The organism is Marinobacter sp. CHS3-4 (genome assembly GCF_030053415.1).
In the GTDB taxonomy this organism is placed as follows: Bacteria; Pseudomonadota; Gammaproteobacteria; order Pseudomonadales; family Oleiphilaceae; genus Marinobacter.
The window spans coordinates 28,035-49,492 of the sequence record NZ_JASGBJ010000002.1; the positions used below are offsets into that span (position 1 = coordinate 28,035).

Annotated in this window: 20 protein-coding genes and 1 tRNA gene; 19 read left to right on the forward strand and 2 right to left on the reverse strand. The window is 56.0% G+C overall.

Annotated elements, in window-relative coordinates:
* Positions 1-16 precede the first annotated feature (16 nt).
* The gene (gene queF / locus QLQ17_RS08095) at positions 17-838 is read left to right on the forward strand and encodes an NADPH-dependent 7-cyano-7-deazaguanine reductase QueF (RefSeq protein WP_283209084.1); all 822 of its coding nucleotides are present in this window, start codon (positions 17-19) and stop codon (positions 836-838) included.
* A gap of 1 nt (position 839) precedes the next feature.
* On the opposite strand, the gene QLQ17_RS08100 is transcribed toward queF, so the two are convergent.
* On the reverse strand, positions 840-2,282 hold the full coding sequence (locus QLQ17_RS08100) for an adenylate/guanylate cyclase domain-containing protein (protein WP_283209085.1): 1,443 nt from the start codon (positions 2,280-2,282) through the stop codon (positions 840-842).
* Between the two features lie 267 nt (positions 2,283-2,549).
* On the opposite strand from QLQ17_RS08100, the gene QLQ17_RS08105 reads away from it, so the two are divergent.
* The 18 genes from QLQ17_RS08105 (at position 2,550) to secF (ending at position 20,476) form a co-directional block, all read left to right on the forward strand.
* A complete protein-coding gene (locus tag QLQ17_RS08105) occupies positions 2,550-3,104 on the forward strand; it encodes a nitroreductase family protein (protein WP_283209086.1) in 555 nt (184 codons plus the stop codon).
* Between the two features lie 206 nt (positions 3,105-3,310).
* Positions 3,311-3,709 carry a flagellar basal body rod protein FlgB gene (gene flgB, locus QLQ17_RS08110; RefSeq protein ID WP_283209087.1) on the forward strand — a complete coding sequence of 133 codons (399 nt, stop codon included), beginning with the start codon at positions 3,311-3,313 and terminating at the stop codon, positions 3,707-3,709.
* Positions 3,710-3,744: 35 nt separating this feature from the next.
* Entirely contained in the window at positions 3,745-4,194 is a 450-nt protein-coding gene (gene flgC, locus QLQ17_RS08115) for a flagellar basal body rod protein FlgC (protein ID WP_283209088.1), read from the forward strand.
* Between the two features lie 18 nt (positions 4,195-4,212).
* On the forward strand, positions 4,213-4,887 hold the full coding sequence (locus QLQ17_RS08120) for a flagellar hook assembly protein FlgD (RefSeq protein ID WP_283209089.1): 675 nt from the start codon (positions 4,213-4,215) through the stop codon (positions 4,885-4,887).
* Positions 4,888-4,914: 27 nt separating this feature from the next.
* On the forward strand, positions 4,915-6,813 hold the full coding sequence (locus QLQ17_RS08125) for a flagellar hook protein FlgE (protein ID WP_283209090.1): 1,899 nt from the start codon (positions 4,915-4,917) through the stop codon (positions 6,811-6,813).
* Positions 6,814-6,911: 98 nt separating this feature from the next.
* On the forward strand, positions 6,912-7,664 hold the full coding sequence (locus QLQ17_RS08130) for a flagellar basal body rod protein FlgF (RefSeq protein WP_283209091.1): 753 nt from the start codon (positions 6,912-6,914) through the stop codon (positions 7,662-7,664).
* A gap of 84 nt (positions 7,665-7,748) precedes the next feature.
* A complete protein-coding gene (gene flgG / locus QLQ17_RS08135; protein ID WP_283209092.1) occupies positions 7,749-8,537 on the forward strand; it encodes a flagellar basal-body rod protein FlgG in 789 nt (262 codons plus the stop codon).
* Between the two features lie 37 nt (positions 8,538-8,574).
* The gene (gene flgH / locus QLQ17_RS08140; protein ID WP_283209093.1) at positions 8,575-9,276 is read left to right on the forward strand and encodes a flagellar basal body L-ring protein FlgH; all 702 of its coding nucleotides are present in this window, start codon (positions 8,575-8,577) and stop codon (positions 9,274-9,276) included.
* Positions 9,273-10,370, forward strand: coding sequence for a flagellar basal body P-ring protein FlgI (locus tag QLQ17_RS08145; protein WP_283209094.1), 1,098 nt, complete (start codon positions 9,273-9,275; stop codon positions 10,368-10,370). Before flgH ends, QLQ17_RS08145 begins: the two co-directional genes overlap by 4 nt.
* Positions 10,371-10,378: 8 nt before the next feature.
* Complete coding sequence (flgJ, locus tag QLQ17_RS08150; protein ID WP_283209095.1) at positions 10,379-11,374, forward strand: flagellar assembly peptidoglycan hydrolase FlgJ; 996 nt, start codon at positions 10,379-10,381, stop codon at positions 11,372-11,374.
* Between the two features lie 3 nt (positions 11,375-11,377).
* Positions 11,378-13,426 carry a flagellar hook-associated protein FlgK gene (gene flgK, locus QLQ17_RS08155; RefSeq protein WP_283209096.1) on the forward strand — a complete coding sequence of 683 codons (2,049 nt, stop codon included), beginning with the start codon at positions 11,378-11,380 and terminating at the stop codon, positions 13,424-13,426.
* Positions 13,427-13,456: 30 nt separating this feature from the next.
* Positions 13,457-14,668: a flagellar hook-associated protein FlgL gene (flgL, locus tag QLQ17_RS08160; RefSeq protein ID WP_283209097.1), complete on the forward strand. Its 1,212-nt coding sequence runs from the start codon at positions 13,457-13,459 to the stop codon at positions 14,666-14,668.
* Between the two features lie 131 nt (positions 14,669-14,799).
* A tRNA-Leu gene (locus QLQ17_RS08165) sits at positions 14,800-14,886 on the forward strand.
* Positions 14,887-14,929: 43 nt separating this feature from the next.
* A complete protein-coding gene (queA, locus tag QLQ17_RS08170; RefSeq protein ID WP_283209098.1) occupies positions 14,930-16,006 on the forward strand; it encodes a tRNA preQ1(34) S-adenosylmethionine ribosyltransferase-isomerase QueA in 1,077 nt (358 codons plus the stop codon).
* Positions 16,003-17,139 carry a tRNA guanosine(34) transglycosylase Tgt gene (tgt, locus tag QLQ17_RS08175; protein ID WP_283209099.1) on the forward strand — a complete coding sequence of 379 codons (1,137 nt, stop codon included), beginning with the start codon at positions 16,003-16,005 and terminating at the stop codon, positions 17,137-17,139. The genes queA and tgt overlap by 4 nt, the downstream gene beginning before the upstream one ends.
* Before the next feature lie 69 nt (positions 17,140-17,208).
* Positions 17,209-17,571, forward strand: coding sequence for a preprotein translocase subunit YajC (gene yajC / locus QLQ17_RS08180; protein WP_283209100.1), 363 nt, complete (start codon positions 17,209-17,211; stop codon positions 17,569-17,571).
* Positions 17,572-17,649: 78 nt separating this feature from the next.
* Positions 17,650-19,527, forward strand: a complete 1,878-nt coding sequence (gene secD / locus QLQ17_RS08185; RefSeq protein WP_283209101.1) for a protein translocase subunit SecD — start codon at positions 17,650-17,652, stop codon at positions 19,525-19,527.
* Complete coding sequence (secF, locus tag QLQ17_RS08190) at positions 19,520-20,476, forward strand: protein translocase subunit SecF (RefSeq protein WP_283209102.1); 957 nt, start codon at positions 19,520-19,522, stop codon at positions 20,474-20,476. Before secD ends, secF begins: the two co-directional genes overlap by 8 nt.
* A 72-nt stretch (positions 20,477-20,548) precedes the next feature.
* Here secF and QLQ17_RS08195 read toward each other — a convergent pair whose 3' ends face one another.
* Positions 20,549-21,346: an inositol monophosphatase family protein gene (locus tag QLQ17_RS08195; protein ID WP_283209103.1), complete on the reverse strand. Its 798-nt coding sequence runs from the start codon at positions 21,344-21,346 to the stop codon at positions 20,549-20,551.
* Between the last annotated feature and the right edge of the window lie 112 nt (positions 21,347-21,458).

Below are 21,458 nucleotides of genomic sequence, written 5' to 3' on the forward strand. Positions count from 1 at the left end.
TTTAAAAGGTTTGGCTATGTCACTTATCGATGCACCGCTGGGCAAGTCCAGTGAATACCCGGACAGCTACGATCCAACGCTACTATTTCCCGTTGCTCGTGACGTGAATCGGCGCCGTATCGGGCTCGAGGATGGCCGTTGGCCCTGGTTTGGTGAAGACCTGTGGCAAGGTTGGGAGATTTCGTGGCTGCGACCGAGTGGGGTGCCGGCAGTGGCCTGGGCGGAGATCTCGGTTCCCTGCGCCTCGCCTTCCATCGTCGAATCCAAGTCGATGAAGCTGTACCTCAATTCACTGAACCAGGCGGTGTTTTCTTCTCCTGACCGGGTCAGGGAGGTCATCGAGCAGGACCTGTCCAGTGTCAGTGGCGGGGCGGTGTCCGTCACTTTGCATTCCGTAGACGACAGCGGCCGTCTTGCCGGTAGGCCGGATGGCTTCGTGCTGATTGACGATGAGCCCGTCGAGGGCGTTGAGTACCACTATCAGCCCGAAGTGTTGCGTGCCGATGCCGATCGTCAGATCTCCGAGCGTCTCTGTTCCCACTTGTTGAAGAGCAACTGTCCCGTGACCGGGCAGCCCGATTGGGCGTCCGTTTTAATCGAATATACCGGAGCGGCAATTGATCGGGCGTCACTACTGAAATATGTGGTCGGGTTTCGGCAGACTCAGGATTTCCACGAGCACTGTGTGGAAACAATGTTTACCGATCTGATGGCACGTTGTGCGCCGGAGGCGCTGACAATCTGTGCGCGTTACACGCGTCGCGGTGGGCTGGATATCAATCCGTTGAGAAGCACGCAACCGGATGCCAGCCTGGGCCCCCGGCTAATACGGCAGTAGATTATTCTTCGCGCCTCAGCCGGTCTGCGGCGTCTTCAAGGGCGGAAAGAATGGACTCGCGTTCTTTCTCGGTGATCTTGTCGGAATCCAGGTACATGGCAAAGCCGCTGTGTTCATGCTCCATGAAGCTTCGGTGTGGCCCCATGTCCCGGCGGAAATCGACCACTTCGTAGATCGGTACCGGCCGTCCAAAGCCTTTCACGGTAATTTCACCTTTGTCCCGGCACATGATCCGGTCTTTGATCAACGAGAAGGTTTCGTAGGAAATCAGGATCTCGCCAGGCTCGGCCAGGGACTCAAGCCGGCTGGCCAGGTTCACCTCTTTACCGATGATGGTGTAATCCATGCGGTTCTCAGCGCCGAAGTTCCCCACGGTGGTGTAACCGGTGCTGATGCCCATGCGGATTTCCAGGGGCGTTTTGATGCCCTGGCTACGCCACTTCTGGCGCATGATCTTCATGTGCTTTCTCATGTCTATGGCCATCGATACACACGACAGGGCATCCTGCTTCTGGCCCTGACTGGTGGGATCACCGAAGAAAATCATGATGGAATCGCCAACGAACTTGTCGATGGTGCCGCCGTATTTCAGGGCCACTTCAGACATCTCATTGAAGTAATGGTTGAGCAGCTCTGTCAGGGCCTCGGGCTCCATTTCTTCAGACAGCTCGGTAAAGCCCTTTATATCGGAGAAGAAAACCGCGAGCTTTTTGCGCTGGGTTTCGAGACGTACGTCCCGTTCGCCGGTGAAGATCGACTGCCAGACCTGTGGCGACAAATATTTGGAAAGCTTGTGAGAGAGTGCAATGGATTGCTCACGCTGGTTCTGAATCTGGGTCTTCGCCATCATGAGGGCTCGCGCCTGCTGATGGGAATAGAAGGCGGTCACACAGATGTAGCAGCCGGTCGCCAGGATCGAGACCACACTGGTGGCGAGTGGCGAATAAGGAGACGGAGCCAGGCCAACAACGGAAATCGCTGCGCCGATGGATGCACCGGTAATCAGCGTGCCGAAAAACCACTGTCTGACACCGCCTATGATCAGGCAGCTGAACATCAGCATCAGCAAAACGGAAACTGAAGGAATAACGACCAGGCCAATCGTTCCGATAAACCCGCCTCCAATGGCGCAATCGACCAGCAGCATTTTCTGACGAACGCGCGGGGAATTACGGAGGAAGGTGCGACGAGTAAGCTGATGGGCAATGTGCGGCCAGAGAATGGCGGCCACGAGCGTCCAGGTCATCCAGGTGGGAAACAAATCCTGAGCAAGACCCGAGGCGATGACACTGCCTGTGGCGGTGTAGGCAAGAATACGCCCGCTATAATCCGGCATCGGCGGAATAGCCACCGGATTGTTCTGGGAGTCCAGAACAGCACTTTTGCTGGAGGCGCTCTTGTTAGGCGAGGCCGAGTTCCTTAAATCAACAGGTGCGTTCATCATTCAGAATCTGATGCGGACCGCAGCACGCTGCGACTGATTGCTTCGATAGGCTCGCCGGGAAAGCAGCCATTGACTCTGGTAGACTCCCGAAAGAGCTGTTGTCGGCTTATTGGCATCAGCGGTACACGTTTATTGTTGGTAATAATTACGACCAAAGACTAACAGCAAACCGTGTGTGTCACAATTCACACAATTGGTTTCAAGAACCGGTTGGCCTCTTTGGCTATTCAGGTTTCATTGGAAACAGTTATTGACCGATGAGGCAGTATGACAAACGTCATTGACGCACTTTTGAATCGTTCTTCGGAGCCGCGCCTGCAAGCGCCCGCACCGGATCCGGAGACACTGGACAAGGCCTTTGCCTGTGCAGCAAGAGCGCCAGACCATGCCTTGCTGAGGCCCTGGCGTTATCTGGTCATAGAAGGGGGCGGCCTCGAAAGACTGGGCGAGTTGTTTGTTTCATCTTGCAGTGACGCTGCCACAGAGCAGGAAGTAGAAAAGCTTCGTCGAGCGCCGCAAAGAGCGCCGATGGTCATTGTGGGCATTGCCTGCCACCAGTCTCACCCGAAAGTGCCAGAACTGGAGCAGACAATGTCTGCTGCGGTCGGCATGGGTTACTTGCTGATGGCACTCCAGTCTGCCGGTTATGGTGGTATGTGGCGAACAGGTGCCATGGCCCACAACGAGTCGGTTGCCAGGGGACTTGGCCTTCAAGACAACGAGTTGATCACCGGCTTTCTTTATGTCGGTTCCGTCGCCAGCGAGAAACCGGCAGTACCTCGCCCGGATAAAGATTCGTATGTGAGCAGGTGGCCCGTCTGATCGGTGCGATCTCATTGCCCCATGGCGGCAAGGGGAAATCTCTTGCCGCATCGCCATTGCCCCTGCTGGTCGCAAATCGGCCAAACCCGCTCCCCACGCCCATTTCAGCGTAACTTCTCCAAACTGGCATTCCGATTGCTTTGACCCTATCAAAGCGAAGAACCGGCAAAACAGACTGACCGGTAAGCCAAGATTCTGGAGGCGTTATGGCTCTATCCCTCGACAATGCATTGGGGATTCATCAACAGGCCCTCGAAGCCCGTGTAAAACGTGCAGAAGTGTTGGCCAATAATCTGGCGAATGCCGACACACCGGGATACAAAGCCCGAGACGTTGATTTCGGCGCGATGATGGAAAAAGCCAAGCAGGACATGACCGGTCTGGGCATGAACAGAACCCATGAGAACCACATGGACACCTCAGCGTCGGGACCAAACGGTGAACTGATGTATCGGGTTCCGCATCAGCCGTCGGTGGACGGCAACACGGTGGATGCCCAGCAGGAACAAACCAGATTTATGCGTAACGCGATGGATTATCAAGCCAGTTTTCAGTTTCTGAACGGCAAGATTACCGGCATCAAAAAGGCGCTTTCCGGTCAGTAACCGGGCCGCGATCTAACGAATAGGGGAGCAGGAATATGTCTCTGGGAAGCATTTTCGACATCGCAGGATCCGGTATGACAGCGCAGTCGCTGCGTCTGAATACCACGGCGTCAAACATCGCCAATGCGGAAACCGCCAGTTCCAGCATTGACCAGACCTACCGGGCGCGTAAGCCGGTTTTTGCGGCCATTCAGCAGTCCATGTTGAATCCCTCGCAGCAGGGCTTGGCATTGCCAAGTGATCAGGGGCCGGGCGCAGGTGTCAGAGTTGAAGGTGTGGTTGAAAGTGATGCGGAGCTTCAGATGCGCTACGAGCCTGACCATCCCGCTGCCAACGAAGACGGCTACGTGTTTTACCCGAACGTCAACGTTGTGGAAGAGATGGCAGACATGATGTCGTCCTCCAGAAGTTTTCAGATGAATGTCGACATTATGAACAGCGCCAAGTCCATGATGCAGCGCATCCTGACCCTGGGTCAGCAGTAATCGAGTGAGGGAATCCTTATGAGTGTTGTTAACCCGACAAACGTCCAGGATGTGCTGAGCCAGTATCGGTTGGAGCAGGAGAAGACCGGCAGTGGCGATGAGCTCGGCAAGAACGAGTTCATGGAGTTGATGCTGGCGCAGCTTAAAAACCAGAACCCGCTGGAACCTCAGGACAATGGGGAATTTATATCCCAGCTTGCGCAATTCAGCTCACTGGAAGAGATGCAGAGCCTTTCTGGCAGCGTTGATGACGTGGTCAGCCAGTTCCGCTCGACCCAGGCCTTGCAGGCTTCCGCCATGGTGGGTCGTACCGTTCTGGCACCCTCCAATTATGGCGTCCTGGGGGCTGACGGCGAAATCTCCGGCAACATTGAAGTACCGGCCACCACGTCAGGGCTGAGAGTGTCTATCGAAAACGAGTCCGGTGAGCGGGTCAGGCAAATGGACCTTGGGTCTCAGCAGCCGGGCGTAACCGGCTTTAACTGGGATGGCAAGGATGGAAACGGCAATTCTTTGCCACCGGGCCGATACAAGGTAGTCGCAGAGGCATCATACCCGGAAGGACAACAACAGCTGGGCACCATGGTCAGTGCAAACGTGGATAGCGTTTCCCTCGGCCAGGGCGGCAGCGTCACTCTGAACCTGGCTGGCATGGGCTCCATCGCATTGTCAGACGTTCAGCAGATCAATTAAGACCGGAACACAGCAAGGGGTAGAAGTATGGCTTTTAACACGGGTCTCAGTGGATTAAGGGCATCGCAGGTTGACCTGGACGTGACCGGTAACAACATTGCCAATGCCAGCACGGTGGGTTTCAAAGGCAGCAGGGCGGAGTTTGGGGACCTATATGCCAGCGGTTTTCTCAGCGGTGGCAGCAACACCGTCGGTGATGGCGTTCGGGTGCAGGACGTCAAGCAGTCGTTCGGCCAGGGTAATATCAGCTTTACCGACAACGGCCTGGACCTTGCCATCAATGGCGACGGTTTCTTCGTCCTGAATAACGGTGGTGAAATCCGTTATTCCCGCGCTGGTCAGTTCGGTGTCGATAAAGACGGCTTTATTACCAACAATCAGGGCATGCGCGTGCAGGGCTTTATCGCGGACGACGACGGCAACCTGTCGGGCATTCGTGGGGATTTGCAGATCGAATCCGGCAATCTGGCACCACGCCGCACCACCGAATTGCAGTCGGACCTGAACCTGGACTCGCGCGAGCCGGTGCTGGAACGGCGCGTTGCCGATATGGGAGATTTCTCAGTGGCTCCTCCGGCAACCGGATTCCCGCAGGAAACCTTCGAAATCACCTATGACGACGGTTCGGTGGTGACCACTACCATCAATCCCACCAACGTCGGGGACTATTCGGCGGCGGACGTGGTGGATGTACTGAACGGCCCGGACGGTCTGTCAGCGTCTGCCACCACGCAGTATGAAGGCATCAGTGAAGCGGATCTCGACGCCGCGATAGCGGCGGGCAACTTCTCCTTCGACCTGTCAGTGGGAAATGTTAATGTGCCGGTTGATACCGTCAGTGTGACGGACGCTGCGTCTCTGGTGACCGCGATCAACGCGGCTCAGGCGCCAACGGTGTCTGCGTCCCTGGTCGGTGGCAACCTAAGACTGATCGATAACCGGGGCAACAACCTTACCGCCGGTTTTTCCAGTGACGGTCCTTCCCAGGCACCGGAAACAACCGTAGGTACCGTGCGGCCCCAGGCTGACCGGGAAATCACCGATATTGCATCGACAGGCGGCGGCACGAACCTGACGGCGTCCTGGACCTCCCGTTCGATCAATATCACCAATCAGTTCACCCCGGACGATCAACGAACCTACAATCACGCAACCACCACGACCATATTTGACAGCCTGGGTAACTCCCATGAAATCACTCAGTTCTATGTCAAGCAGCCAGCTCCCGGTGACGGCGTCGGTGTGAGCGAGTGGTCTGTCTATCTGCAGATTGACGGCGAATTCGTGGGCGGTACCGGAACCAACCCATACCAGGCCCGGTTCGATCAGGACGGCAACCTTCAATCCATTAATGGTGACCCCAACGGGCAGATCCTTGTGGACGACTGGACGCCGAAGGCCGCCGACGGCACACCTAACGGCGCCGACGGCCCGCCTGCACCGGGAACAAATATCACCACGCCCATCCCGGAACCCCCGACCACTTCAGCATTCGTGCTGAATCTGGCGGAAACGACGCAGTACGGCAGTGATTTTGGTGTTACCGACCAACAGCAGAACGGTTTCACCACCGGGCGGCTGTCCGGTCTGGATGTATCAGACGAAGGGGTGTTGTTTGCCCGGTATACCAATGGCCAGTCCCAATCCTTAGGCCAGGTAGCTCTCGCATCGTTTAGTAACACGAACGGGCTGTCTCCCGTGGGTGAAACCACCTGGGTGGAAACCTTTGATTCGGGACAACCGATCATAGGCGCGCCGGACACCGGAACTTTGGGTGCGATCAAAGCGAGTTCGGTCGAGGAATCCAACGTGGACCTGTCTGCCGAGCTGGTGAACCTGATCATTGCCCAGCGGAACTATCAGGCCAACGCCAAAACTATCGAAACCTCTGATGCGGTCACCCAGACCATCATCAACCTTCGGTAATCCTTAAAGAAAGTCCGAAAATAGGCAACATGGCATAACTCCTGCAGCAATACGGAAAACCGACTGAAAACAGTCAAAATTCCGGCAGGAGTTTTCCCATGGACAAAGCCCTATTTATTGGAATGTCTGGCGCAAAGCAGAACATGCTCTCGCAGCGCGCCCACGCCAACAATCTGGCCAACGTCAGCACGACCGGTTTCAAGCGCGATTTCGCGCAGGCCCGCAGCATGCCGGTTTTTGGTGAGCACCATCCCACACGAGCCTATGCCATGGCCGAGCGACCCGGGACCGATCTGTCCGCCGGAGCGCTTATGGACACCGGCCGCAAACTCGACGTTGCTGTTGACGGTGACGGTTGGCTGGCGGTTCAGAATCAGCAGGGTGAAGAGGTCTTTACCCGTTCAGGAAGCTTGCAGATTGATGTCAACGGCCTGGTACGTCTGTCCAGTGGCGAAATGGTCATGGGCAACGGTGGCCCGGTGGCGCTTCCACCCTTCGATAACGTTCAGGTTGGTTCTGACGGAACCATTTCCGTTGTCCCTGTCGGTGGCCCGCCGGATCAGCTGGTGGAGGTCGATCGACTGAAACTGGTGAATCCGCCGCGAGACGCTCTGGAGAAAGGCGTAGACGGGTTTATCCGCCGCAAGGAAGATCAGGCTATCGACGGTCCAGAGCCTTTTGACGCGACTCAGCGAGTGGCGTCCGGTTTTCTTGAAAGCTCGAACGTGAACGCCGTGGAAGAAATGATTTCCAACCTTCAGCTCTCTCGTCAATACGAAATGCAGGTCAAAGTAATGACCACTGCGAACGAGAATGCTGAGGCATCGGCACGACTGTTGCAAAACCTCTAACAAAGTCCCTGAACATTGGCCTTGGGCGGGCTGAAGCGGCAAATTCTGGCCGCTATAAGAACGCCCCGGCAAGGAGAAAGCACCATGCATCCAGCATTATGGGTCAGTAAAACCGGGTTGGCCGCGCAGGACACCAACATGTCCACGATCTCGAACAACCTGGCCAACGTGAACACCACCGGCTTCAAGCGTGATCGCGCGGTGTTTCAGGATCTGTTGTATCAGATCGACCGTCAGCCGGGTGGTCTGAATACTCAGAACTCCGAGCTACCGTCGGGTCTGCAACTGGGCACGGGTGTGCGGGTTGTGGGAACGGCAAAGCAGTTTTCCCAGGGCAATCTGGAAGTAACAGAGCAACCGCTGGATATGGCGGTTAACGGACGCGGTTTCATGCAGATCCTGTTGCCTGATGGCCAGATTGCCTACACCCGTGATGGCGAATTCCAGCTGAATTCCAATGGCGACATTGTGAACCCCGATGGCTACACACTGGAGCCGAACATCAATGTTCCGGAAAACGCTACCAACATCACGATCGGGAAAGACGGCACGGTAACGGCCGTGACTGATGATCAGCAGGCGCCCCAGAATCTGGGCCAAATTACTCTGGTGGATTTCATCAATCCGCAGGGCTTGCAGGCCATCGGTAACAACCTGTTCAAGGCGACAAATGCCAGTGGTGACCCGACAGAAGGTGAGCCTGGCCTGGCCGGCCTGGGCTCGCTGGAGCAGGGCATGGTGGAGTCTTCCAACGTGGAGGTGGTTGAGGAACTGGTCAACATGATCACCACTCAGCGTGCCTACGAGATGAACTCCAAAGTGGTGTCTGCCACGGACCAGATGCTCCAGTTCATCACCAATAACATCGGCTAACTCTGATCGTTGATATAGAGAACGCCAGGAGAGGGTTATGTCACGCTCACATCAGCAAAACAGCAGGTTGTCACGTATCGGTACATCGGCGTTGGTTGCCGGTTTGGTGCTGCTACAGGGCTGCACGGCGCTGAACCGTGAACGTCCTGTTCCGGATGATCCGGCCTATGCGCCGGTTCGTCCTGACACCATGATGCAGCGTGATCCCAATTCCGGTGCCATTTTTCAGTCCTCACGCAATTACAGCCTGTATGGGGATACCGTCGCGTTGAACGTGGGTGATGTTCTGACCGTCACGCTTGAGGAATCCACCCAGGCGAGCAAGAACGCCGAGAGCAGCATTACCAAAGACAATGAAATCTCAATGCCGAGCCCTCAGATTCTGAACAAGAGCTTTGATCTGGCCACCAATGTGGACGCAGAGCGAGACTTCGAGGGCTCTGCCGAAGCGGACCAGAGCAACAGCCTGAATGGCAGCATTACAGTCACCGTAACGGAAGTCCTGCCTAACGGAGTGCTGCGGATTCGCGGGGAAAAATGGTTGTCCTTGACCAATGGCGACGAGTACATACGCCTGACCGGTCTGGTACGCCCCCAGGATATCTCCCCGGACAACGTGGTGGCCTCGAACCGAATCGCCGATGCCCGTATTGCTTATGGCGGCACCGGGGATTTCGATCAGGCTAATCAGATGGGCTGGCTGGCCCGATTCTTCAACAGTGAGTGGTTCCCGCTATGAAAACGCTTCGGCTAGTGATTGCGTTGCTGGTGTTGTCGGTTGTCGCCGCTCCTGTGCTGGCGGACCGCTTGAAGGACCTTGCTCGAATCAAGGGCGTACGTAACAACCAATTGGTGGGTTACGGCCTGGTGGTTGGCCTGGACGGTACCGGCGATTCCGCACCGTTCACCAATCAGACGTTCCGCAACATGATGAACCAGTTCGGCATTACCCTGCCGCCCGGCGTGAACCCCGGATTGGCCAATGTGGCCGCGGTGACGGTGACGGCCAATCTGCCGCCGTTCGCCAAACCGGGCCAGGAAATGGACATCACGGTGTCTTCCATCGGCAATGCGGATAGCTTGCGCGGTGGCACCCTGCTGATGACTCCGTTAAAAGGCGCGGACGATCAGGTGTATGCCATGGCCCAGGGGAACCTGGTGGTTGGCGGATTTGGTGCCGGGGGCTCGGATGGTTCGCGTATTACCGTTAATGTTCCCAGCGTCGGCCGTATACCCAACGGTGCAACCATCGAGCGTCAGGTGAACTCGCCTTTCTCTGAAGGGGACACCATTACGTTCAACCTGCTGCGCCCGGACTTCACCACGGCTCGCCGGGTAGTCGAAGCAATCAACAGCGCTCTCGGGCCAGACATGGCTTACGCCCATGACGCCACCTCGGTGTCTGTACGTGCGCCCCGGGATCCGTCTCAGCGAGTCAGCTTCCTGTCGATTCTGGAAAACATGACGGTGGATCCCGCCGAGGAGGCGGCCAAAGTGGTGATCAACAGCCGCACTGGCACCATCGTGGTGGGCAAAAATGTTCAGGTGAGTGCCGCGGCGGTCACCCACGGCAATTTGACGGTCACGATTCAGGAAAACCCGGACGTGGAACAGCCGAATCCCTTTACCGATGCGGAAGCAGCCGTTGAGCCCAACACCCAGATTGCCATCACCGAAGATCCTGCTCGCATGTTCCAGTTTGGTCCTGCGGTGACGCTGAACCAGATTGTCCAGGCAGTGAATCAGGTGGGCGCTGCCCCCGGTGATGTCATGGCGGTTCTCGAAGCATTGAAACAGGCCGGCGCGCTGCGCGCCGAGCTGATTGTTATCTAGGTGTCGCGATGCAGGATGTGAGTCTTCAGCAAGCACAGGTTTACACCGAATTTGAGGGCCTGAACGCCCTCAAGGCGCGCGCTCGCACCGATGAAAAAGGCGCTTTGCGGGAAGTGGCGAAGCAGTTTGAAGGCCTGTTTCTGCAGGAAATGGTCAAGTCCATGCGCAAGGCGGGTGATGTGTTCGCCGAGGGCAACATGCTCAACAGCAAGCAGTCTGAATTCTATCGGGAGATGTTTGATAAGCAGCTGTCGCTGACTCTGTCCCAGAAACAGGGAACAGGCCTGGCTGAAGCGCTGGTACGGCAGCTTAGCCGTCAGATTCCCGGCATGGATCCGGAAGGCGAGCCACTGGCCGCTCATAAGTCGGGATTGTCGGATTACGACCGCAGTTTGCCGGTCATTTCCAGGCGCCTGCCTGAGCAGGTTAAGCAGGTAGACGAAGTGATGAAATCGTCGAAGCCGGTAGAGCAGCCGAAGCCCCTTGAAAGCCTTCCGTCGCAGTTCCAGAGCCCGCAGGAATTCATCAGCCACCTTCTGCCGTTGGCGGAGAGGGCCTCCGAATCGAGCGGCATCGATCCAAAAGTGATGATTGCTCAGGCAGCTCTCGAAACGGGTTGGGGCAAGCACATGATCGAAGGCGAAGGCGGTAAGCCCAGCTTCAACCTGTTTGGTATCAAGGCTGATTATCGCTGGTCCGGCCATTCTGTGGACATCGCAACGACGGAATTCCGGGAAGGCGTGCCCATGAATGAGCGGGCAGCTTTCCGTGCCTACCCGGATTACGAGGCCAGCTTCCGCGACTACGCGGAATTCCTCGAATCCAACCCGCGGTACCGTGATGTGCTGGCGGCCGCAGATGAGCCGGACGTTTTCGCTGACCGATTGCAACAAGCCGGGTATGCCACCGATCCGAACTATGGCGAGAAAATCCGCCGCATCCTGAACAACGACGTTCTTGATATTGGCTCAATGACAACCTTGTCTGGCGGGGCTGAGGAGTAAGATATGGCAGGCTTAATCAATATTGGTCTGACCGGTATCCTTGGTCACCAATCGGCGTTGAATACCACGGGCAATAACATCACCAATGCCAACACGCCCGGCTACAGTCGCCAGGAAGTCCAGTTTGAAACCCAGCCGGGTCGTAACACCGGTGCCGGGTACATTGGATCTGGCGTTCAGGTGACGGATATCCGTCGTCTGGCCAATGAGTTCCTGACCCAGCAGGTGAGGGAAGATAGCTCATTGGTGGGCGAGCAGGATGCGTTGAATTCGGAACTGTCGAGGTTGGACAACCTCCTCGGTGGCAACGCCACAGGGTTGAGTAATGCCCTGAATAATTTCTTCTCAAGCCTTCAGAATGCGGCTGAAGATCCAACATCGCTGCCGCAGCGGCAACTGGTACTCAGCGAAGCCCAGCAAATCGTGAATCGGTTTCAGGGCCTCAACACCGAGTTTATCCAGCAGCGAGAGTCCATCAAGACTCAGATGCGGCAGGGTGTTGAGGATGCCAATGCGTTAATACAGAGCATTGCAGAACTGAATAAGGCAATTGCGGAGTCTCCGGGGTTGGCACAGGGCCGTGAGCCAAATGCCTTGCTGGATCAGAGGGATGAGAAACTGCGCCAGCTGTCTGAACTGGTCAGCATTCGTGTGGTACAGACCGAGGGCAGTCAGGTCAATGTCTCCCTTCAGAATGGCCAGTCTCTGGTGCTTGAATCGACGGCGGCAACGCTGGGCGTTCGTGACAATTCAGAAGATCCCAACTACCTGGAATTTACGCTGACCAGCGGTGGCCGGACACTTAATGTGGATGAGCAGATCGTGGGCGGCAAGCTCGGGGGTCTTCGTCGTTTTACGGAGCAGGGTCTTCGGCCGGCTGAGGCTGAACTGGGTCGTATTGCCCTGGCACTTGCGGATACCGTCAACCACCAACACGAAATCGGTATGGACCTGGAGGGTGATCTGGGTGGTGTGTTCTTCACAGACATCAATAGCCAGGCGGCTCAGAGCGGTCGGGTAATACCGAACGCCAACAACGCGGCGCCTCGAAATGCCCAGCTGGCCGTAGAAATCATCGATAGCTCCGAATTGCTGGGTGGGAGCTGGTCCCTCAGATTCGGTGGCGACGGGCGCGACTTCGAGCTGGTTGACCGTTCAACGGGCGAAATCGTGAACCAGGGACGCCTGCCGGACCCGGTTCAGTCAGAAATCTCCATGCCCGGATTCAATATTCGCGTCGAGGGCGGCACCTTCAATGCCGGCGATAGCTTCCTGATAGAACCGACCCGCCAGGCTGCTGCAAGTCTGGAGCTTGCGTTGAATCGGGAGGAAGACATTGCCTTTGCCAGCCCCGTCAGGGCGGAAGCCAATAGCGCCAACGGCGGAGACGGTGTGATCAGCCAGGGCACGATGCTGAACGTGAGAGACCCGTTCACCAATGCACTGTTACCGAATTTCAGGCAACAAGGCCAATTGTCTCCTCCGCTGGATATCCAGTTCCGGGATGATGGCGGGCAGCTGGTATTTGATGTGGTGAATGCCAGCAACGGCACGGTACTTCAGGCCGGTGATGCGGCGGCAGTTCCGCCGGTTAATGTGTTCCAACCCGGCGTGTCCAACAAGCTGTTTACAGAAGACCCCCGTTCGGCCAATTACTACGGATTCCAGTTTGAAGTGTCCGGAGCGCCCAGGCCGGGTGATTCGTTCAGTATCGGATACAACACCAATGGCATTTCAGATAACCGGAATGCGGAATTGATGGCAGCGCTTGGCACCAAGAACACTCTGGACGGTAGCAGTCAGAGCTTTTCGGAAGCTTATGCCAGTCTGGTGGGAGAAATTGGAGTGAAAACCCGTCAGAGCCAGCTCGATAAGGATTCGGGGCAGACGCTGCTCGAGCAGTCCACGAACCAGCGGGAGTCGGTGTCTGGCGTCAACCTTGATGAGGAAGCGGGGCGGTTGATTCAGTACCAGGCGGCTTACAACGCGTCCGCCCAAGTGATGAGTGTGGCGCAGGATCTGTTCAATACGTTGCTACAGACGTTCCGGTAACGCGCCGGGTATCAGGAGAGGTGATCTGACATGATCAGAATATCATCGCAGCAGATTTTTCAGGGCGGTATTAACCGCCTTCAGGATCTTAACAGCAATCTGAACAAGACCCAGGAGCAGATCTCCACGGGCCAACGGGTCAATCGTCCATCGGACGACCCGGTTGCTGCGGCTCGTATTCTGAAGCTGGATCAAGAGCTGCAGCGTATCGAGACCTATCAGCGCAACACGGACCTGGCGGAGAACAGGCTGGAGCAGGAAGAGAACGCCCTGGATCGTTCTATCGACGTTATTCAGAGAGTTCGCGAACTGACGGTTCAGGCTGGCAATGGTTCACTGTCTGCCAACGACCGAAGGTCGATCTCGGCCGAAATCAAGGAAAGGTTGGGCCAGCTGGCGGACATTGCCAATACCCGAGACGCATCGGGTGAATACATCTTCAGTGGTTTCCAGGGCGCGCAGCCGGCGTTTGTTCAGGATGCGAACGGCAGTTGGGTGTATCAGGGCGATGAAGGCCAGCGGTCGCTGGAAATCGATGATGGCGTCAGTGTGCCGATCAGTGACCACGGCAAAGGCATCTATTCCGACGTTCGCGCTTCAACCTTCGGAGAAAGTGATCCCGGCAATGCGCCGGGTGCGCGTATCAATAGTGTTGAGGTAATCGACGAGTCGGCCTTTTCGGCGGTTTCTCCGGATGATATCGAGATTACCGTGGACACGGGGGCAGGCACACTGACCGCGACCAATAGCCGTACTGGAGCGGTTCTGACCGCACCGCCCATCGCATACACCAGCGGCGAGCCTTTTGAGATTGCGGGTGTCAGGGCAACCATTACCGATGCTGGCAACGGTGATCAGTTTTCGATACGGGCCGGAGAGAAACAATCGGTCTTCAGCACTATCGAAAACCTGATCGACGGTCTGGATAACATCGACAAGGGCAACCCGGCAGGGATGGCCCAATACAACGACCTGATCGCCAATAGCCTGAATAACCTGGACAACGCCCAGGAAAGTATTGTGCTGACCCAGACTGAACTGGGTGGGCGCCTGAACGCAGTGGAGTCTACAAAGCAGTTTCTCGAGGATTCTTCAGTTTACAGCGAAGAAATCCGCTCCGAATTGCGAGACGTGGATTATTCTGAAGCGATCAGTAACCTGAGTTTCCAGAGTTTCGTGCTGCAGGCGGCCCAGCAATCGTTTGCGCAGGTATCGCGGCTTTCCCTGTTTGACCGGTTATAACGATTATTTGAGGGTATGTTGGTGGATGATCCCGTTGCTTTCGTACGCGACGTCAGTATAATCGCCACCACTTCTTGAACGGTGACTCGCTCATCGTTGAAGGCTCTTCAAAAGCTGAAGACGTTCCAAGTGGCGGTGTGGTGAAATTGGTAGACACGACGGATTCAAAATCCGTTGCCTTCACGGGCGTGGCGGTTCGAGTCCGCCCACCGCTACCATTTAAGGCGAGCGTCTTTCCGACGGCGTACCAGAAACCTGCCAATGAACGTCTCAGACTTCCATTTCGATCTTCCTGATGAACTCATCGCCAGATACCCACTCGAGCAACGCAGTGGTTCCCGCTTACTGACATTGGATGGCGCTACCGGCGCAATCGAGCATCGTCATTTCAGGGATGTGGTTGATCTTCTGAATCCCGGTGATCTTCTGGTTTTTAATGATACCCGGGTGATTCCAGCCAGACTGTTCGCAAAGAAAGAAACCGGTGGCCAGGTCGAAATATTGATGGAGAGGCTGTTGGGCGACCAGGACATGCTGGCACATGTGAAAGCGTCCAAAGCGCTGAAACCCGGCCAGCTTGTAATTCTGGAAGACGGCTCGCGCCTGACCATGGAAGGCCGCGAGGGTGCGTTGTTTCATCTTCGCTCTGATGGCGAGGAAACACTGCTGTCGCTTCTGGAACGTATTGGCCACATGCCTTTGCCGCCCTACGTGGATCGCCCCGATGAGTCCACCGATCGCGAGCGGTATCAGACCGTCTACGCAAGAGAAGCAGGCGCCGTGGCAGCCCCAACTGCCGGTTTGCATTTTGACGACGAAATTCTGAGACAGTTGGCGCAGCGTGGTGTTGAGCACACCTTTGTCACCCTTCACGTGGGCGCAGGTACCTTTCAGCCTGTGCGCGTTGATGCCATCGAAGACCACGTTATGCACAGTGAAGTCGTGCGAGTTCCAGAACAGGCGGTTGCAGCGGTTCGCTCTGCCCGTGAGCGTGGGGGAAGAGTGGTCGCCGTTGGAACCACCTCGGTACGCTCCCTCGAATCTGCAAGTCAGAACGGAGAGCTTCGACCTTTTGAGGATGAGACCGACATTTTCATCCACCCCGGCTATCGGTTTCAGACCGTTGATGCCATGGTCACCAACTTTCATTTGCCGGAATCTACGCTGATTATGCTAGTCAGCGCGTTCGCCGGGCATCAACACATCATGAATGCGTACCAGGCAGCGGTAGACCAACGATACCGGTTTTTCAGTTATGGCGACGCCATGTTTATCACCGGGCAACAGTCCAGTCTTGCGGCCGAATACGCCTCAAGTGACCAGGGAGTTTCTTCATGAGTGCATCCTGCTTTATGTCGTTCGAGAAGCTGGGCGAAGACGGCCGTGCTCGCCGTGGTCGGCTCAACTTCCCGCGCGGGACGGTCGAAACGCCGGCGTTTATGCCGGTCGGTACCTACGGTACGGTCAAGGGTATGTTGCCCAGAGACATCGAGGCCATTGGTGCACAGATCATCCTGGGTAATACCTTTCACCTGATGCTGCGGCCGGGGACAGAAGTGGTGAAAGCCCATGGTGACCTACACGACTTCACGCAATGGCAGGGGCCAATTCTGACGGATTCCGGCGGCTTTCAGGTGTTCAGCCTCGGGGAAATGCGAAAAATCACAGAGCAGGGCGTTACTTTCCGTTCGCCGGTTGATGGGTCGCCAGTGGAGCTGTCTCCGGAAATCGCCATGCAGGTCCAAAGAGATCTTGGTTCCGACATCGTCATGATTTTTGACGAATGTACCCCGTATCCTGCTACCGAAACTCAAGCACGAGAGTCGATGGAAATGTCTTTGCGCTGGGCTCAGCGCAGCAAAGATGCCCATGAAGGGAACCCGGCCGCATTGTTTGGCATCGTTCAGGGCGGGATGTACGAAAGCCTGCGAGACAGGTCGTTACAGGGGCTGACCGACATCGGGTTTGATGGATACGCCATTGGTGGGTTGTCCGTCGGTGAACCCAAGGAAGACATGATTCGGATTCTGGATCACCTGCCGCCCAGAATGCCGGAAGACAAACCCCGGTACCTGATGGGAGTGGGGCGCCCAGAGGACATCGTTGAAGCGGTGCGTCGTGGGGTTGATATGTTTGATTGTGTGATGCCAACCCGGAACGCGCGCAACGGATATCTGTTTACCTCTACCGGCATCGTGAAAATCCGGAATGCGCGTCATCGTCACGATACGCAGCCTCTGGACGATCAATGTGATTGCTACACATGCGAGAACTTTTCTAGAAGTTATCTGCATCATCTTGATAAGTGTGGCGAAATGCTGGGTGCACAATTAAACACTATTCACAACCTGCGCTACTACCAGAACATCATGGCTGGATTGCGTGGGGCCATTGAAGCAGGTACATTGTCGGACTTTATCAGCGACTTCTACGCGCGCCGGGGTGAAACCGTACCGCCACTTGCGGATTAACGAGTGTCGCCCGCTGGTGATCGTGCTAGCCGAACTTCTAACCGAATGACGACAGACGGAGTTTTGTACATGAAATCTATCAAGCTGCTTGTAGCCGCTATTCTTGCCACCATGCCGGCACTTGCATTGGCGCAGGCCCCTGCTGAACAGGGTATGGGCGCCATGGGCCAGATCATCTTCTTTGCTGGCTTTATCCTGATTTTCTATTTCCTGATCTGGCGTCCACAGTCAAAGCGCACCAAAGAGCACAAAGCGCTGATGGAAGGTCTCAATAAAGGTGATGAAGTGGTTACCTCTGGTGGCGTTGCTGGCAAGATCACCAAAGTGGCCGATGATTTCATCGTTCTGGAAATCTCCGACAACGTTGAAGTGAAGGTCCAGAAGGTCGCGGTTGCCGCTGCGCTGCCAAAAGGCACTCTCAAAGACATCTGATTCCGCACAGGCGGACAGACGCTTCTTCGCCAAGTTGAGAAAGACAGCCGGCCTCCCGGTCGGCTTTAAAGGAACCCCATGCTGAACAAGTATCCACTTTGGAAGAATCTGGTCATCGTGTTCGCACTGCTGATCGGATTTGTTTACGCCTTACCGAACCTTTTTCCTGATGATTTTGCTGTTCAGATCACCGGTGCCCGAAGCAGCACACAGGTAGATCAGCGCATACTTGACCGCGCACTCGGTGCCCTTGAGGCGCAGGGAATTGAGGTCAAGGATTCGGAGCTGCAAGAGCGTGACGCTCTGATTCGGCTTAACAGCGCTGAAGACCAGTTGAAGGCCCGCCCTGCGGTTCAGGAGGCATTGGGCCGTGACTATCTGGTGGCACTGAATATGGCAGCGTCGACCCCTGATTGGCTGCGCTCGGTAGGCGCCGGGCCGATGAAGCTGGGTCTTGATCTGCGTGGTGGCGTACATTTCCTGCTTGAAGTGGATATGGAAACGGCGGTTGATCAGCGGCTCGAAGCCATGTCGGGCCAGATCAAGCGCGAGCTCCGTGATGAGCGAATTCGCTACCGTGGTGGCGACGTTGCCGGTGACCGTTCGATTGCGCTGACCTTTCGCGATGAAGAGTCCCGGTCAGAAGCCGAAACCCTGATTCGCGGACAATACAACCAGTTTCAGATCCGTAACGAAGAGCCGGAAGAGGGCGTTTTCCAGCTGGTGCTGACCATGTCAGAACCGGAAATACAGTCCATTCAGGACTACGCGCTCCAACAGAATCTGACAACCATCCGTAACCGTGTGAACGAACTCGGCGTGGCCGAACCTTTGGTGCAGCGCCAGGGTGCCGATCGCATTATCGTAGAGCTTCCGGGTGTGCAGGACACAGCTGCCGCCAAGCGGGTTCTCGGTGCTACCGCGAATCTTGAGTTCCGTCTGGAGGCGCCACAGGATGCGGCTTCTGCGGACGTGGAAACCTTCCCGTTCCGGGACAATCCCAACCGGACGGCTCGTTTGCTTCGGGAAGTCATTGTGACGGGCGACAACGTCTCCAACGCCCAGCAGGCGTTTGATGAAAACGGCCAGCCTCAGGTCAATATCACCATGGATTCGGTGGGCGGTGACCTGATGAACCGGGCCACCCGCAATGCCATTGGCCGTCGTATGGCGGTTCTGTTCATCGAATACCGGACCGAGACTGAAGAGGTAATGGTCGATGGCGAGCCCAAGATCGTCGAAGAGCGCGTTGTGGAAAAAGGGATTATCAGCCTTGCAACCATCCAGTCAGCGTTGGGTGCAAGCTTCCGGATTACCGGGCTTGACTCGATTCCTGAGGCCTCGGAGCTTGCGCTGTTGCTGAGGGCAGGTTCGCTCGCAGCGCCCATGTATTTTGTGCAGGAACGTACCATCGGGCCTAGCCTGGGGCAGAAGAACATCGATGCCGGCATGATGTCGGTGATGCTCGGCTTTATTCTGGTGCTGGTGTACATGGTCTTCTACTATCGGGGCTTTGGTCTGATTGCCAATGCCACCCTGACCCTGAACCTGATGCTTCTGATCGCGTGCATGTCGATACTGTCGGCAACGCTTACGCTTCCGGGCATCGCCGGTATCGTATTGACGGTCGGTATGGCGGTAGACGCCAATGTATTGATATTCGAGCGTATAAAGGAAGAACTGAAGACGGGTGTGCCGCCACAATCTGCGATTAACGCCGGCTACTCACGCGCATTCGTATCCATTCTTGATGCCAACATCACAACCTTGCTGGTTGCCATCATCCTGTTTGCGATGGGATCCGGCCCGGTGAAAGGTTTTGCGGTTACCCTGTCCATCGGTATTTTGACATCGATGTTCTCCGGGTTGATGGTCAGCCGAGGTATTGTCAATCTCGTGTATGGCGGCCGTACCATCAAAAAGCTCTCGATCGGAGGGAAGCAAGCCAATGTCTGAAGTTGCCAAGAAACCCATTGATTTCATGGGCTTTCGGAAAATTGCTTCCGTTCTGTCCATTGCGTTGATCGTCATCTCCATCGGGCTTCTGGCTGTGCGCGGCCTGAATTTCGGTCTTGATTTCACCGGTGGCACCTCGGTAGAGCTGGAATACCAGCAGGCGCCGGAGCTGGACGAGATCCGAACCGCTCTCGCTGATGCCGGATACGATCAGTTTGTCGTTCAAAACTTTGGCGCCGACACCACGGTGCTTGTTCGAATGGCAGAATCCAGCAACGACGAGCTGGCACTGCAGATAACAGAGGTGCTGTCTGCGGGCGGCGACGAGCTGCAATTGGTCAGTTCTGAATTCGTTGGTTCCCAGGTTGGGGACGAGCTGAAAGAGGACAGCGGCCTGGGGCTACTGATCGCGCTGGCCGTGGTGCTGATCTACGTCGGCATGCGCTTCCAGTTCAAGTTTGGTATTGCCTCAGTGGTGCCATTGGCCCACGACGTCATTATTGTTCTGGGCGTCTTTGCGCTATTCCAATGGACCTTTGATCTCAGTGTACTGGCAGCGCTGCTGGCCGTTATTGGTTACTCGCTGAACGACACCATTGTTGTTGCGGATCGTATTCGGGAGAACTTTCGCAAGATGCGCGAGGGCGATTCGGAACACGTGATCAACGAGTCGATTCACCAGACCATCAGCCGAACTATCAATACGTCTGGCACCACGCTGGTAGTACTGGTGGCTTTGTTTCTGCTGGGTGGCGAGGCCATCAATAACTTCGCCATTGCATTGATCATTGGCGTGGTTGTTGGTACCTACTCATCCATCTACGTGTCAGCGAACCTGCTCGTTATTCTGGGTGTTGATCGGGAAGATCTGATCGTGCCGCCCAAAGAAGGGTTGGCCGGCAGCGAAGAGGAAACCGAAGAGCCCCCGGAATGGCTCAACCGGATGTAAATCCGGAGCAGACACGAAAAAGCCGCTATCCGATCAGATAGCGGCTTTTTTTATGCTGAATGAGAAAGCGCTCTAGCGAGGGAGGCGACCGCGAAACGGGTGGAGCGTTTTCAGTACTTCTTTAAATAATTTCGGGTTGGCAACCACCAGCTGCTTGGCTTTTTCGGTGGAGGGGTTGCCAGAGAAATCGCCGGTCAGTGCGCCGGACTCCAGTGCCAGGGTGACGCCGATGGCCAGATCAACAGGCTCTGGCTTGAAAATGACGGCCGCATCCAGGTGGCCAGATGCAACCCTGGCAATGTCCAGAGCAACGCATCCAGCGGTGCGGAACAGGCCGCTGTCCTTTGCCAGGTGTGATGCCATTTCACCCCACATCAAGGCATCGTCGCCATTGCGGGTCTGATCCAACAGATTGCTGACAATCGCCGCCTGTGAGCCATGTTTGACCTCACTGGTGCGCACACGACGGCTGTTCAGCGCAGCGCCGTGGCCTCGACTGGCCGAGTATTCCTCACCGGTAATCGGATTGATCAGCAACAGGTTTTCTGTGCGGTTATTGCGCTTTTGAAGCAGCGCCAGTGCGAAATCCGGTATGCCCCGGAGGAAATTTTCGCGACCCAGAACCGGAAAAATGTGCCAGCTTTTATCGCTGTCACCTGCCTCTGCCTGGTTCAGCTCGGCAATGGAATGGTCCTTGTAGGCTTTTTCCAGCTGTTCCTGGAAGTTGCCATAGATGGACTGCTCGACGCGCTCGAGTTGTTTTGCTCGATCTTCTTTGTCGCCATTCGGTTCCTGGCGTTCAAAATGCGCTTTGAGGTAATCGGAGCCCTGTCTTGCGACTCGCAGGGCCATTTTAATCGCTGGTTGCATCTGAGTGATCATTTCCCAGGTGTATGAAGGGCGCATAGCATAACAAAAACTGAAACGGCATGTGTGTTTTTAGCATGAGCGTTAACACCGATATCCCGCAGCTAGGGGTAAT

Excerpts from the sequence above, each read along its gene's own strand:
- QLQ17_RS08195 (WP_283209103.1), bottom strand. The coding sequence starts at position 21,346 with ATGCAACCAGCGATTAAAATGGCCCTGCGAGTCGCAAGACAGGGCTCC.
- yajC (WP_283209100.1), top strand. The coding sequence starts at position 17,209 with ATGAAATCTATCAAGCTGCTTGTAGCCGCTATTCTTGCCACCATGCCG.
- QLQ17_RS08145 (WP_283209094.1), top strand. The coding sequence starts at position 9,273 with ATGAAAACGCTTCGGCTAGTGATTGCGTTGCTGGTGTTGTCGGTTGTC.
- flgC (WP_283209088.1), top strand. The coding sequence starts at position 3,745 with ATGTCTCTGGGAAGCATTTTCGACATCGCAGGATCCGGTATGACAGCG.
- flgL (WP_283209097.1), top strand. The coding sequence starts at position 13,457 with ATGATCAGAATATCATCGCAGCAGATTTTTCAGGGCGGTATTAACCGC.
- queA (WP_283209098.1), top strand. The coding sequence starts at position 14,930 with ATGAACGTCTCAGACTTCCATTTCGATCTTCCTGATGAACTCATCGCC.
- tgt (WP_283209099.1), top strand. The coding sequence starts at position 16,003 with ATGAGTGCATCCTGCTTTATGTCGTTCGAGAAGCTGGGCGAAGACGGC.
- flgG (WP_283209092.1), top strand. The coding sequence starts at position 7,749 with ATGCATCCAGCATTATGGGTCAGTAAAACCGGGTTGGCCGCGCAGGAC.
- queF (WP_283209084.1), top strand. The coding sequence starts at position 17 with ATGTCACTTATCGATGCACCGCTGGGCAAGTCCAGTGAATACCCGGAC.
- QLQ17_RS08125 (WP_283209090.1), top strand. The coding sequence starts at position 4,915 with ATGGCTTTTAACACGGGTCTCAGTGGATTAAGGGCATCGCAGGTTGAC.
- secF (WP_283209102.1), top strand. The coding sequence starts at position 19,520 with ATGTCTGAAGTTGCCAAGAAACCCATTGATTTCATGGGCTTTCGGAAA.
- secD (WP_283209101.1), top strand. The coding sequence starts at position 17,650 with ATGCTGAACAAGTATCCACTTTGGAAGAATCTGGTCATCGTGTTCGCA.
- QLQ17_RS08105 (WP_283209086.1), top strand. The coding sequence starts at position 2,550 with ATGACAAACGTCATTGACGCACTTTTGAATCGTTCTTCGGAGCCGCGC.
- flgH (WP_283209093.1), top strand. The coding sequence starts at position 8,575 with ATGTCACGCTCACATCAGCAAAACAGCAGGTTGTCACGTATCGGTACA.
- QLQ17_RS08120 (WP_283209089.1), top strand. The coding sequence starts at position 4,213 with ATGAGTGTTGTTAACCCGACAAACGTCCAGGATGTGCTGAGCCAGTAT.
- flgB (WP_283209087.1), top strand. The coding sequence starts at position 3,311 with ATGGCTCTATCCCTCGACAATGCATTGGGGATTCATCAACAGGCCCTC.
- QLQ17_RS08130 (WP_283209091.1), top strand. The coding sequence starts at position 6,912 with ATGGACAAAGCCCTATTTATTGGAATGTCTGGCGCAAAGCAGAACATG.
- flgK (WP_283209096.1), top strand. The coding sequence starts at position 11,378 with ATGGCAGGCTTAATCAATATTGGTCTGACCGGTATCCTTGGTCACCAA.
- QLQ17_RS08100 (WP_283209085.1), bottom strand. The coding sequence starts at position 2,282 with ATGATGAACGCACCTGTTGATTTAAGGAACTCGGCCTCGCCTAACAAG.
- flgJ (WP_283209095.1), top strand. The coding sequence starts at position 10,379 with ATGCAGGATGTGAGTCTTCAGCAAGCACAGGTTTACACCGAATTTGAG.